The 15585-nt window shown below is 74.4% G+C and carries 9 protein-coding genes; 2 read left to right on the forward strand and 7 right to left on the reverse strand.

Annotated features, from left to right (window positions below):
• Window positions 1-131 precede the first annotated feature (131 nt).
• Window positions 132-1322: a hypothetical protein gene (locus tag WME96_RS21780; RefSeq protein ID WP_437292014.1), complete on the forward strand. Its 1191-nt coding sequence runs from the start codon at window positions 132-134 to the stop codon at window positions 1320-1322.
• A gap of 210 nt (window positions 1323-1532) precedes the next feature.
• Window positions 1533-2996, forward strand: a complete 1464-nt coding sequence (locus WME96_RS21785; protein ID WP_437292015.1) for a chloride channel protein — start codon at window positions 1533-1535, stop codon at window positions 2994-2996.
• A 174-nt stretch (window positions 2997-3170) separates the two neighbouring features.
• Here the strand turns inward: WME96_RS21785 and WME96_RS21790 are convergent, their stop codons facing one another.
• The 7 genes from WME96_RS21790 to WME96_RS21820 all read right to left on the reverse strand — a co-directional run bounded on the left by WME96_RS21790 (window position 3171) and on the right by WME96_RS21820 (window position 15546).
• Window positions 3171-4550: a serine/threonine-protein kinase gene (locus WME96_RS21790; protein WP_437292016.1), complete on the reverse strand. Its 1380-nt coding sequence runs from the start codon at window positions 4548-4550 to the stop codon at window positions 3171-3173.
• Window positions 4551-4660: 110 nt separating this feature from the next.
• Window positions 4661-6019, reverse strand: coding sequence for a hypothetical protein (locus WME96_RS21795; protein WP_437292017.1), 1359 nt, complete (start codon window positions 6017-6019; stop codon window positions 4661-4663).
• Between the two features lie 396 nt (window positions 6020-6415).
• On the reverse strand, window positions 6416-7708 hold the full coding sequence (locus tag WME96_RS21800; RefSeq protein ID WP_437292018.1) for a hypothetical protein: 1293 nt from the start codon (window positions 7706-7708) through the stop codon (window positions 6416-6418).
• A 198-nt stretch (window positions 7709-7906) separates the two neighbouring features.
• Window positions 7907-11914, reverse strand: a complete 4008-nt coding sequence (locus tag WME96_RS21805; protein WP_437292019.1) for a serine/threonine-protein kinase — start codon at window positions 11912-11914, stop codon at window positions 7907-7909.
• A gap of 143 nt (window positions 11915-12057) precedes the next feature.
• Window positions 12058-12708 (reverse strand): hypothetical protein, encoded by a 651-nt coding sequence (locus tag WME96_RS21810; protein ID WP_437292020.1) that lies wholly within the window; start codon window positions 12706-12708, stop codon window positions 12058-12060.
• A 360-nt stretch (window positions 12709-13068) separates the two neighbouring features.
• The gene (locus WME96_RS21815) at window positions 13069-14619 is read right to left on the reverse strand and encodes a hypothetical protein (protein ID WP_437292021.1); all 1551 of its coding nucleotides are present in this window, start codon (window positions 14617-14619) and stop codon (window positions 13069-13071) included.
• A gap of 237 nt (window positions 14620-14856) precedes the next feature.
• On the reverse strand, window positions 14857-15546 hold the full coding sequence (locus tag WME96_RS21820; protein ID WP_437292022.1) for an alpha/beta hydrolase family protein: 690 nt from the start codon (window positions 15544-15546) through the stop codon (window positions 14857-14859).
• Window positions 15547-15585 lie beyond the last annotated feature (39 nt).

A 15585-nucleotide genomic window follows, 5' to 3' on the forward strand; every position in this document is an offset into this window, starting at 1 on the left:
CGAGCGCCAGCAGCGGAACCGCTGGAGGAGCGAGCGCCAGCAGCGGAACCGCTGGCGGCGATCCCGGCGCACGCTCGTGCGGCATCACGCGCGACCGCATCCGCATCACCGAGATCGACGTCGGGATCCCCGTGCTCAACAACGAGGACGAGGCCGCGCTGATGCCGCTCGTCATCTCGCCGCTGCCGTCCCGCGGCTCGCGCCTCGCCTGGATGGGCGACGACGACCAGGTCCACGTCGTCCAGCTCGACCGCGGCGATCAGGTTCTGGGTCAACCGATCGGCCTGCCGGCAAACGACTTTTCCGATATGTACGCCGACGACAACGGCGGCGTGCTGCTGCTCACCCGCGATGCCGAGGGCGGTGGAACGCTGAATTGCGGCGCGCCGGCGAACCTCTGCGGCACGCCGCCGTCCCCTCCGGTCCCCTGTCACGACATGTACATGGTCCGCTTCGACGGCACGAGCGAGACCTGGGCGACCAAGCTCACGAGCTCGAGCGCCGCGCTGCCGCCCTACTCGACCGGCCCCACGGGGCCCAGCGTGACCATGATCTGGTGGTACGCCCACCATGGCCGCATCGCCTTCGACGGCTCGCGTTACGCGGGCTACTTCGGCGCCGCGATCAGCGTCTCGCAAGGAGGGTGCATCAACATCCACCAGGGCGACCGCATGAAGGTGGTCGACACGAACGGGGTGCTGCAGCGGGACGGATTCGACTGGGGCTGCAGCCACAGCGGCTACGAGCGCATTCTCTGGGACGAGCGCGCGGGCAAGTTCGTGACGGTGTGCAAGACCGACAACAACAACCGCATCGCGCTCGCGCCCAGCTACACGACCATCTATCCGGTCGATCTCGCGTATTCGAACCTGGGAAACCTCGTGACCGCGGTCGGCGGCGGCACCTGGCTCACGGCCAGCAACATCCGCCCGGGCCAGCCCGCGGCCTCGAACGGGCTCGCGGAGGTGCGGTTGCTCCACTTCACGGGCGGCGCTGCAGATCAGGACATCACGGTTGCCAGCGACGCGGGCCTGAACCACCGCGCGCCTCACCTGGCAGCCTACGGCGAATCCCGCATGATCGCCGCCTGGGAGAGCACCACGGCCGCGGGCGACATCGCCCGCAACGACCCGGCGCGCGCGCTGTACGTGCAGACCCGCGACCGTGCGACCGGCGCGGCCGAAGGCGAGCCGCTGAAGGTCGACGTGCTCGGCAATCGCTATCAGGACCTCGTCGCGTTCCCCGACGGGAGCGCGGCCTTCGTCGCGCCCGGCAGTTCGAGGACCAAGATCAAGGTGCTGCGCATCCTGCCGTGCGAATAGCGCGATTCGCAGGACGCGCGCCGACCTCCGCCGCCCGGGCGGCCACTGCTCTTCCGTCTCTTCTCCGTCGTCGAGGATCTATTTCATCTATCTTATCTATTTCATCTATTTCCCGGACCGGACCAGCCCCGGATGCGTTCCGCAGGCCCCCTGCGGGACGCAGCCCGCGCGCGCCAGGAGAGCGGACGCGCCGGGTGGTAGTGTCCCCGGGTGGTACCTCCAGCATCGCGCGACGGCCCGGAGGCCGCGGCTCACGGCGAGGCCGCCGCCCCGCCTGGAGCGCCCGCGCGGCGGGCGGCGAGCGTTCGCTTCGGGCTCGGCGTCCTGCTCGTCGCCATGGCCGCGGCGGCCTTCGCGGCCGCGTTCCGCTCGGCGCTCGCGCTCGCGCTCCACCGCGCCGCGGGCGCGCCCGACGTCGTGTCGGCGATGCTCTCGGCGCCGCGCTGGGCGCGGCTCGCCTTGCCGGCCACGGGCGGCCTCCTCGCCGGGCTCCTGGGGATGCTCGTGGCGCGGGCGCCCGCGGGGCACGGCGTCGGCGACGTCATGGAGGCCGTGGTCCTCGGGCGCGTTCGCCTGTCCATGCGCGTCACCCTGCTCAAGTCCGCCGCATCGTGGCTGGCGATCGCGACCGGCGGCTCCATCGGCCGCGAGGGGCCGCTCATCCAGTTCGGAGGGGCGGCCGGCAAGCTCGTCAGCGACCGCCTGGGCCTGCCGATCGACCGGGCGCGGCTGCTCATTGCCGCCGGGACCGCCGCCGGGTTCGCGGCGGCCTACAACACCCCGTTCGCCGCGGTGCTGTTCGTGCTGGAGGTCGTCACGGGCGTCGTCGTGCTCGACGCGATCGTGCCCGCCCTCATCGCGACGGTGGTCGCTGCGGCGATCACGCGCGCGGTCCTCGGCGAGGACCCCATCTATGGCCAGCGCACGTTCCACCTCCGGGCGCCGGCCGAGCTCCTCGCCTTCGCCGGGCTCGGGATCTCCGCGGCGCTGGGCGCCCAGGGGTTCATGCGGCTGCTGTCGTTCGGCGAGCGCCAGTTCCGGCGGCCCTGGCTCGGGCTGCCCTGGCGTCCGGCCGCCGGGGGCGCGCTGGCAGGCGCGGTCGTCGCGTTCCTCCCGGAGGTCGCCGGCAACGGCTACGAGCCGCTCAACGCGGTGCTCGACGGGCGGTTCTCGGTCGGCTTCGTGGCGCTGCTGCTGCTCGGCAAGTGCTTCGCCACGACGGCGTCCGTGTCGTCCGGGAGCCCGGGCGGCGTCTTCACGCCGACCCTCCTGCTCGGAGGAGGAGCCGGCGTCCTCTACGCATGGGCGCTCTCCCGTGCCGGCGTGCCCCTCGGCGAGGCCGGGGGGTACGCGCTGGTCGGGATGGCGGCGGCGACCGCCGCGACCACCCACGCCCCGCTCATGGCCGCGGTGATGGTCTTCGAGCTCTCCGGCGACTACGCCATCGTCCTTCCGCTCGTGCTCGCCACCGCGATCGCGGCGCTCGTGTCCCGGCGGCTCCGCCGCGAGTCCATCTACACTGCGGAGCTCCGGCAGCGAGGGATCGGCTGGAAGATGACCATGGAAGGGCGGCGCATGGTGGAGTCGGGCGCGGCGCCGCGCCACCGCGCGCCGGGGAGCCGGCCGCTAGTTCCGCCCGCCAGGAGTCCGGCCAGGGATCAGCAGAGATTTTAACGCAAAGACGCAAAGACGCAAAGACGCAATCATTTCATGCCTTTTTGCATCTTTGCGCCTTGGCGCCTCGGCGTTGAATCTCTCTTCTCGCGAGGCAGATCCCTGGCAGGATGTCTGCCCGGCGGAACTAGGCTAGTTCCACGCACCGGGAGTCCGGCCAGGGGGCGACAGCGCTCATCGCTCGTCGGTCCCGGCGCGCGCCGCGGGCGTGATCACGAGGCCGCTCCGGGAACACCCCGCGGTCCACGCGTCGAGGCGCAGCAGCTCTCCGCCCTGGAACCGCTCCTGTCCCCTCGCGCCCTGGACCCGCGCGGGCGCGGCGTGCAGCACCAGCGCGACCTGGACCGCCGGGCTCGGCGAGGACCGCGCGGCGATCGTCGCCTCGAGCGCGCGCGCCGCGCGGACGAGCCGGGCCCGGGCGGCGCGGCCGCCCTCCGGATCGCCGGGGAGCGTCGTCGCCCCGACCAGCACGCCGCCGCCGTCGACGACCGTGACCAGCCCCGCGTCGGCCGCGGCGCGCCGGGCCAGCGCGAGGACCGCCTCGGCGTCGTCGAACGCCGCCTCGTCGAGCTCGTCCCCCGCGTCGAGGCTCACGCCCACGTGCAGCGCCGCGGCGTCGGTGACGGCGGCCTCCTCCCGCGGCGCGAGCGACGGCGCGCGGAGGTCGGCGAGGAGCGCGTCCACGCCCGGGTAGCGCGCGTCCAGCGACTTCTGCAGGCAGCGCGCGATCGCGGCGTCGACGGCCGGCGGCACGACCACGAGGTCGCCCGCCCGCGGCGGCGGCGCGAAGAGCTGGAGCTCCTCGAGCTCGACAAGGTTGTCCGCCTGGAACGCGGGCTGCCCGGTGAGCAGCTCGTACAGCAGCAGGCCGAGCGCGTAGACGTCGGTCCGCGCGTCGACGGGGCGGCCGGTAATCTGCTCGGGGGCCATGCTGCCCGGCGTCCCGAGCACGCTGCTCTGCGTGACGAGCGGCGCGCGGTCGAGCCGCTCGGGCTCGAGCAGCTTGGCGATCCCGAAGTCGAGCAGCCGCGTCGTGAACCACCCGCCGCGCGGGATCGCCATGATGTTCTGCGCCTTGACGTCGCGGTGGACGATCCCGAGCGCGTGCGCGGCAGAGAGCGCGCCGCCGACCTCCTCGACGACGGCGAGCGCCTCCGCGACCGAGAGCGCGCCGCGGGCGCGGAGCTCGTGCCGGAGCGTGCGGCCCTCGAGCCACTCCATCGCGATGTAGGGCCTGCCGTCGGGCAGGTCGCCCGCGCCGAGGATCTCGACGATGTGCGGGTGGGCGAGGCGCCGGAGGGCGGCGGCCTCCTGCTGAAATCGCTCGAGGATCCGCGAGCTTGCGGCGAGGCGCCGCCGGAGGACCTTGAGCGCGACCGGGCGCCCCGTCGCGAGCTGCGTGGCCAGGTAGACGACCGCGAAGCCGCCGTGGCTGCGCGCCTGCTCGACCAGGAAATCGCCGGCGAGGGTGCCGGGGGCGAGGTCGTCGGAGGCGCTCGGGTCCTCCCCGGCGAGGGTGCCGGTGAACTCGTGGGGCCTCGTTGTCGCTGCCATGCTGAGACGAGATCGCCCGAGCTCGTCGCGGAACGCAAGCGCGCGATGGTGCGGGCAGGCTCGCGCTCCGGGGGTCCCCGGGTCGCGCCGCGAGGAGGCGGCGCTCGGGGCTAGCGGGGGGCGCGGACGGCGGACGTGGCCGCTGCGGTGAGCGGCTGGGAGAGGGTATGGATCTCCTCCCGGAACCGCTCGCTCACGATCGAGCACGCGGCCGGAAAGAGATCGCATCTGTCCTCGAAGGAGAGGCCATGAGAATACCAGTCGCCGAGTTCCAGCTCGAAATCCTCGTCCCCGAGCGCACAGACGGCGGGATTGATCCGGCAATCCTCCTCCAGGAACACGGTGATGGGGTTCTTCCACACGCCGAACCCGCAGTCGCCGTAGAATTTCCGGCCCGTCAGCGGGTCGCTGATCTCCTGCTGGCATACGCCCGCTGGCCCCATCCGCCCCCTGTCGCCGCTCGGGTAGTCACCGCATGCGCCGACATGCCTGGCCAGGCAGCCGGGCGCCGTCTCGCCATAGGGATTGACGCAGGCGCGTTCGCTCGTGTAACGGACGAAATCGAAGAACACAGCGGAGTGTTCGGCGAGGTGGCAGTAAAAGGCGGCTTGATAGACGAAGTCCACCCCGCCCTCGCCGTCGTCGTCACCGAGCGACGGCCGCACGATCTCGTACCCCTTATCCTTCTCGAGGTGCACCTCCGCCAGCTCGTTCAGCTGCTCGGGGTCCAGCAGGTTGCCGAAGAACGCGCCCTCCCGCACCGGAAAGCGCGCGGCCTCCTCCAGCGCCTCCGGGCCCGGCGCGGCCGCATGAGAGGAATCCTCCGGCGCGAGCGCCTGCCACATCATCGAGATGTCGACGGTCACGCCGAACGCGTTGTTCCTCGCGAGCAGGCAGGCAGAGACGAGCTCCTGGCACGCCTCTGAAGGCTTGTCGGTGTGCCAGTCAGGGCAGAGCCCGGCGCTCCCATGCCATACGATCACGTCCTTTCTCGGCGCGCGCACTCCCCCCTCGATCGACGCCCACGAGGAGCCGCCCGTGAAGCTCCCCGAGGCGCCCGCTGCCTCGGCGAGGGCCGAGCGCTCCTCCGGCGTCGGAGCCCACGTGACGCTCTGGTCGCTCGCGAGCGCGCACTCCACCAGCGCCTGCATCACCTCGCGCGCGTACGGATCGAGCAGGGCCTCGTGGAGCGTGCCCTGCCTGAACGACGCGGTCGCCAGGGGGCTCTCGATGAGCGCCTCGAGGCTGTCCCGGTTCGTGGTGAGCAGGTTGCCGCCCAGGACCTCGAGTGGAAGGTGGTTGCCGAACACCATCATCCGCACGGCCGCCGGGGTGCTCAGGAGCGACCCATCGACGGGACCGAGATCGGCGGCGCTGGCGTCGGCGCCGGTGTGCGCGAGCGCGAGGCTCGCCGCGAGAGACAGGGCGGAGAACGCAGAGAGGGCGAGAGCAGCAGTTTGTCGGTTCATCGTTGCGCCTTTCACAGGGAGGAGTCGGGGCGATCCCACGATTCCCTGCTTCCTCGCTTCCTCGCAACTGCACGCGTCGCGCCAGCGTCATGCGGCCGTGTTTGCGCGCCATCCCGAGCCCCCGCCGCGGCGTCCCTGTGGCGCGCGCGGCGACAGCGGGCCGGACACCTGTCGCTCCGGCGACCCCACGCGCCGGCGCGCGGAGCTCGCGGGCGCCGGACGCGGGGGCGCGGAGCCGGGGAAGCTCCGAGGAAACGAATCTGGCCAGCCAAAGAAGCCCGCGAGCAGCCGCCGCGGAGCGGCGCAGAAGTCCGGCTTCCTGGCGGACCTCTGGCGGGCCGAGCGAGCGGACGGAGGTGTGGTAGGAGCCCGGCGAGATCGGGCGCGGTCGGCGCGTCAGCGCGGCTGGGCCTGGGGAGCCTGGCGGGGGTTGGCGCGGTTCGCCGGCGCGCCGGGTCGCCCGGGGACGGTGCGCACGCGATCGTCGGGGGCGTTGGGCCCCAGCTTGTCGCGGTGCTGGTCCGGGCCGGGGCCCGGGCCGCGCCCGTGGTCGCGCAGCAGCTCTCTCTGCGGCTGCGGCTTGCAGATCCCCGCTCTGCTCCTGAACTCCTCCTCGCGGAGGTACACCGTGACGGGCTGTGTCCATGCGCGGCCGCCCCCGGTACAGCTACGGTACGTGGGCGCCTGCGGACTGTCGGCGGTGCATACCGCGGGCGGCGTGCCGGGCGCCGGGGTGGCGCACGGGCCGATATTCATCGCGACGCACCCCTCGTTCCGGTCCGGCACGGCGCAGACACGCGACGACACCCACAACTGCGTCTTCGCGCCGTCGCAGCCGAAGCGCATCAGCTCGCGTTCGTCGGGCGGAGAGCACACGAAGGCCTTCTTGTAGATCGGGTCCGCGGTCTTGGGGTGGGCCTGGCCGACATACGTCTTCTGCGCCTCTGAATTCAGCCCGGCCGGGTCGAGGATGTTGCCGAAGAACGCGCCCTCCTGCGCCGTGTAGGTGGCGCGCTCGCGCTGGTAGGCCAAGCGCTCGGCCTCGTCGCGCGGAGGCGGGACGGCGTCGCCTTGGATCGAGATGTCGTAGGACTTGCCGAAGGCGTTGTTCCGCGAGAGGAGGCAGGCCGATACGCGCTCCTGGCAAGCTGCATCCGGAGCGCCGTTGGCCCACGCGGGGCAGAGCCCCTGGCCAGCGCCCTTCCACGTGATCGTGGTCTTCCCGCCCGTCGTGACGACTCCCGGGTTCTCGTGATCCTCCGCGCTCAACGTCGCTCCCTCCGGCAGCGTCCACGAGACGCTCTGCTGGCTGCCGAGCGCGCACTCGACCATGTACGCCATCACCGCGCGCGCGGCGGGGTCCAGCAACGCCTTGTGGAGCGTCCCCGGGGCGACGCGCTGCCCCGGCTGGGGCGTCGTCCCTCGCTGGAGCGTCCCCGGGATGACGCCCTGGAGGGCCGCCCCCGGCTTGAAGGACTCCGTGTTGAGCGGGTTGTTGATGAGCGCCGTGAGGCTGTGGCGGTTCGTCGTGAGCAGGTTGAAGCCGAGCTGCTCCAGCTTGAGCTTGTTGCCGAACACCATCAGCGGCGCCGGCGGCGCGAGCGGCGCGCCGGAGGCGCTCGCCGCGAGCACGAGGCCCGCAGTCAGCGACAGCGTGGAGAGGGCGAGGCAGACGGTTCGTCGGATCATGATCGCTCCTTTCGCAGGGGCGCAGGGGCCCAGAGCAGGCGTCGTGCCGCGCCGGTGGACCGAGGAGTTCGTTCACGCAGCGCAGGGGGCCGTCGGGAGGCCGTGGCTGGCGCGGCGACAGCGGGCGCGCGGCTGTCGCTCCGGCCGCGACAGCCGCGGCGGCCGCGAGGGCCGCGTCCCGCCGAGGCCCGCCGAGGATCACGGGAGCGCCTGCGCGTGGAGCTGGGCGGTCAGCCGGGCCAGGCGCCCGCTCCAGAAGCGCGAGCCGGCGGTCTGCGCCCTCGCCTCGCCGAGCCAGCGGCGCGCCGCGTCCAGCCGGCCGCCGCGGAGCGCGGCCGCGGCGGCGAAGCAGAGCGCCTCGATGTGCTCGCTCAGGAGCGCGGCCTCGCTCACCTCGGCCACGAGCGCCGCCCACGCGTCGTCCTGCGCGTCCCCGCCCTCCACGACCAGCGCGCAGAGGCGGACCAGCGCCCGCGCAGCCGGCGGCAGGGCGTCGACGTCGGCGCGCGCGCGCACCCAGTCGAGGTGGCGGCGGGCGTCGTCGAGCTCGCCGCGCGCGCAGTGGATCCGCGCCACGAGCAGCGCGTAGTCGGGCGCGAGGCCCGCCCCGAAGAACCGCTGCTGGAGCTCCCAGGCGCGGAGCGCGAGGGGCAGCGCCTCGTCGAGCTCGCCGCTCCAGTAGAGCAGCTCGGCGAGGTTGTGGGTCGGGCCGCGCTCGAGGAACGCGCTGCCGAGCTCGCGCGCGAGCGCGACCGCGGTCCGCAGATCGCTGAGGGCGCCGTCCGGGTCCTCGCGCATGAGCCGGACCGCGAGGCGGTTCATGAGGGCGACGCCGAGGTGCAGGCGGTCGCCCGCGCGCGCGCAGCGCTCGATGACCTCCTCGAACCGCGCCTCGGCGTCGTCGACGCGCCCGGCGCAGACGAGCGCGGGCGCGAGCAGGAGCAGGGCGATCACGCAGCTCTCGTGGTCGCCGAGCGCCTCGGCGCGGCGGGCCGCCGGCGCGAGGCGCGCGATGGCGTCATCGAGCTCCTGCCGGCGGAAGTGCCCGCGCCCCACGGCCACCTCGCAGCGCACCTCCATCCCGGCATCCCCGAGCCGCTCCACGAGCGGCCGCGCCTGGTCCACGAGCGCCTGGGAGTCGGCGAAATCGTCGCACCAGTCGAGGATGGTCGCCTCCTCGAGCAGCAGATCGGCGACCCTCGGGTCGTCCGCGGCCGCCTCCGCGAGCGCCCGCGCGGCGCGGAGGTCGCCGGCCGCGTCGTCGAAGCGCTGGATCCGGTAGCGGACCTTCCCCCGGCCGGCCAGCACGGCGGCCCGGCTCACCGCGCGCTCCGGCGCTGCCCCGGCCTCCGCGCCTGCCGGCTCGGCGCGCACGGGCGCCGGCGCTGCGCGCGCGGGCGCCGCCTCGCCCTCCGCGAGCGCCGCGAGCGCCGCGGTGTAGTGCCGCTCGGCATCGACGTAGAGGTGGCGCCGGCGGGCGTCCTCGGCGAGCTCGACGCAGGCCGCCGCTGCCTCGGCGTGAGCGCCGGCCGCCGCCGCGTGCCGCGCGATCTGCGCGAGCCGGGCGCGGCGCTCCGCGGGCGCCGCGAGCAGGCGGCGGAGGGCGATCGCGTGCAGCCGCCGCCGCAGCGCCGCGGGCACCTCCGCCTCGATCGCCTCGCGGAGGAGCGGGTGCGCGAACGCGAACCGCTCGCCGTCCGCGGCGCGCAGCAGGCCGCGGCGCGCGAGGCGCGACAGGCCGACGCCCGGATCGAGGTCCCTGCAAGCGGCGACGGCGCCCTCGGCCGCCGCCGCGTCGACGAGGCCTCCGAGCTCGTCGACCGCGAGCGCGTCGCCCGCGACCGCGCACACCTGCGCGAGCTCCGCGAGCGGCGGCGGCAGGCCCGCGAGCGCGCGCCGCGCGAGGCGGCTCATGAGCGGCGCGGCCTCGCCGCGCGCGATCTCGTCGCCGGCGAGGTACCACCCCGGACCGCCGCGGACCTTCCGGATCGCGCCCGCCTGCCGGAGCGCCGCCGCGAGTTCGACGAGGAAGAGCGGCACCCCCTGCGCCGCGTCGAGCAGGCCGGCGACGACCGGCTCCGGCACGAACTCGACAGGGTGCAGCCGGTCGAGGAGCAGCGCGCGCGCGGCGCTCGGGTCGAGCGGCGGGAGCGTCCGCAGGAGGGCGCGCGCGGCCCGCTCGCCGTGGACGGGCCGCATCGCGGTGAGCGCCGGGGTCGCCGCCACGAGCACGGCGAGCGGCGCGCGGGCGCCCGAGAGGGTCGCGACGTCGAGCGCGTCGAGGCCGGCCTGGTCGCCGTGCTGCGCGTCGTCGACGATCAGGGCGAGCGGGCGCTCCTGCGCGAGCCGCTGGAGCGCCTCGCCCGCGGCCCGCGCGAGCGTCTGGCGGAGCGCCCCCGGCGCGGCGAGCACCGCGGCGACGGCGGGGTCGGTCTCGGGGAGGGCGCCCTGCGCGAAGGCGATCGCCGGCCAGGAGGCGAGGCCTAGCTCGGGGTCGAGCCGCGCGACGCACGCCGCGCGGATCGCAGGCGCGCCCGCCCCGGGCCTGAGGTCGAGCGAGGCGCAGAGCAGCGCGCGGACGAGCCCCGCCGGCTCGGCGACGTCGGGCGGGCTCGCGGCGACGGCGATCACCTGCGCGCCGGGCTCGGCCGAGAGCGCCGCGGCGACGGCCTCGCAGAGGCGCGTCTTGCCGTGGCCGACCTCGCCGAGCAGGGTGAGCAGGAGCGGCGCGCCGTCGCGCCACGCGTCGCGCGCGTGCGCGACGACCTCGGCGACGAGCTCGTCTCGCCCCCGGAGCGGCAGGCTTTCCGCCGGGGTCTCCGGCGGGGCCGAGCCCGCGCTGGCGCTGTCGTCGGCCGCCTCGCCGAGGAGGGCGGCGGCCTCCGGGGTGATCGCGACGGGATGCGCCGCGCCGGGGGGCCAGAAGCTCGCGGGCCGGGCGAGCGCGGGGCCCGCGAAGACCATCCCCATGGCGCCCTCTCGCACCTGGAGCTCGGCCACGTGCACCGCCGCCGAGGTCGCGTGATCCGACGCGGCAACGAGCCGCCGGGCCGCCGCGAGGGCGGCGCGGGCGCGCGGACGGGCAGCCCCGGGAAAGGCGATGACGTAGAAGCCGTCCTGCACCCGGGCGAGCCGCCCGCCGAAGGAGGCGGCGGAGCCGACGACCTGGTCCATCGGCGCGGCGGAGCGGACCGCGAGGAGCGCCACGGGGCTGCGCTGCGGCGGGGCGGGATCGCGCCGCTGTTCGACCCTACGCGCCGGCGGAGAGGCCGCGATGCCCGCGAGCGCCGCCCGGAGCGCCTCGGCGAAGGCGCGCGCGGATCCGAAGCGCTCGTCCCGCGCCTTGGCCAGGGCGCGCAGCAGGACGTCGTCGACGCCCCGCGGGACGGGCGCGAGCTCCGATGGCCGCCGGGGGCGCTGGGAGACGTGCGCGTGGACGACCGCCGACGCGTCTCCCACGAAGGGCGGACGCCCCGTGAGCAGCTCGAACGCGATGACGCCCAGCGAGTAAAGGTCCGCCCGGGCGTCGACGTCGCGCGCGTCGAGGCACTGCTCCGGCGCCATGTACACGACGCTGCCGAGCCGGAGCCCCGTGTGTGTGGGCTGCCCCCCCTCCCCCGTCGCGTCGCTCCCCTCCTCCATCCGCGCGAGCCCGAGATCGAGGAGGGCGACCTCCCGCGCCGGCGCCTCCGCCGGCCGGACCATCACGTTCTCCGGCTTGAGATCCCGGTGCACGACGCCGGCCGCATGGATCCGGTCGACGGCGGCGCCGAGCGCGTCGACGAGCCGCGCGGCGTCGGCCGGCGCGGCCGCGCCCGCGCCGGGGAGCGCCGCCATCCACCGCGCCAGCGTCTCGCCCTCGAGCAGCTCGAGGACGAGGTACGGAAAGCCTCCTTCGACCTCGCCCTCGGCGAGCAGCCGCGGCACCGCGGGCGGGCCGATCCGCCGGAGCGCGGCTGCCTCGCGCGAGAAGCGCGGATCGCCTCGGTCGCGCGCGATCTTGAGCGCCACCGCGAGGCCGTCCTCGCGCCGCGAGGCCGCGAACACGCGGGCGAAGCCGCCCTCGTCGAGGAGGCGGAGCCCATCGAACCCCGCCACGCGCGGCGCGCCATCCGCCGCGACCACCTCGGCCCTGGCCGCAGCGCCGCCGTGCAGCGGGCACCCCGCGGCGGCGCCGATCCGGCGATGACAGAGCGAGCAGCGCATCGACGGGGTATTGCCTCGCGGGCGCCGAGTCTAGCCCTCCGCGCCCTCCGCCGGAAGGCAGGCCGCAGCGCAGCCACCGAGTCGACGAGGACCACGTGGCCGGATCTCGTCTGCGCGCGCGGGTCTCGAGCCGCCGGCGGCGTTCAGCAGGGGATCATGAGGCATCGCCACGAGGCAGTTCCCGTCTCCGGATTCAGCGCGCACGTGCAGCGCACGGAGGTGCAGCCGGGCTCCTCGGGGCACTCGAGGCCGACGTGCTCCGGACACGCCGTGCCGTCCAGCATGAGCAGCGCCTCGCTGTCCGTGGGGCACACGAGAGGCTGACACGCGGCCGGCCTCGCGCAGGACCACGCGCCGCCCTGGCAATGACAGACCGGCCCGCAGTCCGAGTACCCGCCGCAGGTCATCCCCTCCGCGTCGCAGCACGCGCCGTCCGGCGGCGGCACCGTAGGCCCGCGGAGCTCGAGCGGCTGGAAGGTCACGGCGTCGAGACACCCCACGGCGCCGCCATCGCACGCACATGCGGCGCTGGACGCCACACACTGGACCGTCGTCGCGCACATGTCGCCGGCATCGCTCCATGGCGTACACGCGCCGCCCGCCCCGCCGGCGCCGCTGGAGCTGGACGTCATGCCCGCGTCCCCGGAACTGCCCACCGCGCCCGCGCCGCCCGTCGCGCCCACGCCGTCGGAGCCGCCCGCCGCGCCCGCGCCGCCCGTCGTTTCGGCGCCGAGATTCGAGGATTCGCAGGCCGCTGAAACACTCAACGCAAGGAGGAGGTGCCAGGAGCGCATTGGTAGATCCTACTTTCTTCCGCCCGGTCGTGAAGCCTGGTGATCAAGGGCAAGATCCCCTTTCAAATCGCGCGTGCGGATTTCCCGCACACGGCTTGCCGGTGGCCTCTCGGGTCGCTGCATTGCGCAGCCTCCGGGTACTGGACACAGGCACATCGGCCGGGTGCGGCCCGCGACACCGGCGTCGTCGGTCACGACGATGTTGTTCGCGGGATCGATGCCCTCCTCGAACCGATCCTCGATCGGAGATGTTGGCGTCGAGCGCCGAAACGGACGAGGCCAGGCGTGAGTCGAGGGGCGTTACGGGAACCAGGCGGCGTTGCCGGCGCCGGATGACGCGGCCGCGTCTGGGCGCGCGTCTCAGTCACCTGGCGCGGCAAGGTCGACGAGCGAGGTGTCGATGCGCAGCGCGCGCACCGTGTAGGGCCCGGATCGAGACGCCCGCGTGCGCACCGCGACGGTGATCTCCGCGCCGAACGCGGAGACATGGACGAGCGGGCGCTCCCATTGCGAATCGGCGGAGTGGCTATCGCCCGCGATCGCGGGGAGCGGCAGATCCAGCGCGACCTCGGGCGCGCCCCCGGCGGCCGGCACGCGCACGAGGCGTAGCTCGCCGCGGCTGGCGTCCGCCGCGATGTTGCCGACGCAGGTGGCCGTCACGTCGACGTCCTGCACCTCGTAGGCGACCGTCCAGTCGACGTGGCTGATCGCGAACGCGATCCACACGTCGCCATCGCTCGTGCGCGCGGCCGAGAAGGCCGCCCCTTCGAGCCCCGAGGTCACCTCGTGGCACTCGGCCGGACAGCCGTCTTGCGCGGGCCCGCCGAACCCGAGCTCGCAGCCGTACGTCGGCATCGCGGTGCCGGGGATCGCGATCTCGTCGAAGCCGTCACCCTCGGCGGCGCTCGCCAGCCGCAGCCCGTCGGGGTGCTGCACGACCGCGGCAAAGCGGGGAATCGTCGCCTGGCCGGCGGGCTTCGGCGGCGCGATGGGATCGTACTCGAGCGGGCTCGTCGGAGCGCCGAGGCTCCGCTCCGTGGTGCCATCGAGCACCGTGAGCTGCCATGCCGAGGAATCCGCCGGGACGAACCCGAAGACAAGCGGCGCGTCGTCGGGCGCGAGGGCGAAGCGGGTCCACTCGCCGCCGCCCGGTCGGGTCGCCGGCACGACGTCCCAGGTGCCGCTCGGCGTGCGCGTCGCGTGGGCGAGGCCGTCGGGCGCATCCATGGTGAACCAGATGTGCGGCTCGCCCCTGGAGTCCACCGCGAGATCCCAGACTGGCACGTACTTGTCGTCGCGGCCGAACACCCGCTGCTTCTCGGTCGCGCTGCCGGCGAGCGGCAGGAACACGACACCGCCGGGGTCGCCGTCGCGCCAGGCCTGCGTCTCATCCGCCGCGACATACGCCGTCCCATCCGGCGCGAGCGCCACGCTCACGGTACTGGCAGCCATGTCGAGGTCGCGTTGCGTCGCCCCCTCGCCGTGGAGCTCGAACAGCCGCGTTGCGTAGCTGCCGCTCGTGACGAGGTACGTCGCGCCCGCCGCCGGCACGGCCAGCGCTCCGAGGTCCGCAAACCCGAGATCGGCGCAGGTCACCTCCACGTCGAGCGTGATCGCGCAAGGCGCGTCCGCGGGACAGGCGTCGTCGTGGTTGCCCGGTTGCGAATCGCACGTCACCGGTACGGCGCCCGCGCCGCCCTGGCCGCCCGCGCCGCCCGCGCCGCCCTGGCCGCCCTGGCCGCCCGCGCCGCCCTGCCCCCCGGCGCCCTGACCGCCCGCGCCGCCTTGCCCCCCGGCACCGCCGGCCCCTCCTGTGCCTGGCGCCACGCTGGTACCGCCCTGGCACCCAACCGTCAACGACAGGCCGGCGAGGATGCCGGCGCTCAGGATCCGTAGGACACGCGTAGTCAACGCCCCGCGCATGATCGATGGCCTCCGTAGATGCGCAGCGAACCGGCACCAAACGTGCCACTCGATTTCCTGCGCGACAGCCAGTGTCGTACGCGACAGCTTGTGCCGTTCTGCGCCGGAATGCTCGACAACGTCTTCGTCCTCGCGCGCTTCACGCGCGGGCCGGCGTTCCCCGCCACCGGCAAGCGGGGCGGCTCGCGGGTCGAGTGTGCTCGCCCCCGTGGCGCCCTCCCGGCGTCATGCCTTCGTGCCGGCGACCCGCTTCGCGAGCCAGCCCTCGACGCCGGCAACGATCTCGTCAAGCACGCTTTCCCGCGTCCGCCCCGTAGATTTCAGGACCTCGAGCGAGTGATCGCCCCCCTCCACCACCTGCAGGCGCGCCCGGCGGCCGAGGCGCTTCAGCACCGGCCGGAGGAGCTCGAGATCGCACAGCGGATCTCGGGTCCCCTGGAGGAAGAGCATCGGCGCCTTGATCGCCGAGAGGTGCTCGTCGCGGAGCGCGTCGCGCTTTCCCGCGGGGTGCAGCGGGTAGCCGAGGAACACGAGCCCATCGCAAGGGACGGCCCGCGCCGCGAGCAGCGAGGCGATCCGCCCCCCCATCGACTTGCCGCCGATCACCAGCCGATCCGGCTTCTCCTTCCGCAGCCTCGCGATCGCCGCCTCGTAGGCCGCCTCGAGCTTCTCCCGCCTGTCTGGCGCCTTCCGGCCGAGCTCCTTGTACGGGAAGTTGAAGCGCAGCACCGTGTGCCCGCGGTCCTTGAGCCCCCTGGCGACATCGACCAGCAGCGGCGCGTGCATGTCGCCGCCGGCCCCATGGCCCAGCACCACGGCGACGCCGGAGCGCTTCGCGCGCGCAGCGGGCGCGTGGAGCACGCCCGAGACTGCATTGCCGTCGGAGAGGGGAATCGAGAGCGCTCGCTCGGGCATGGATCCCTCATGCCATGACGGAGGGGCCGGCGTCGAGGC

It is taken from the genome of Sorangium sp. So ce406 (genome assembly GCF_051474675.1).
Taxonomy (GTDB): domain Bacteria; phylum Myxococcota_A; class Polyangia; order Polyangiales; family Polyangiaceae; genus Sorangium; species Sorangium cellulosum_G.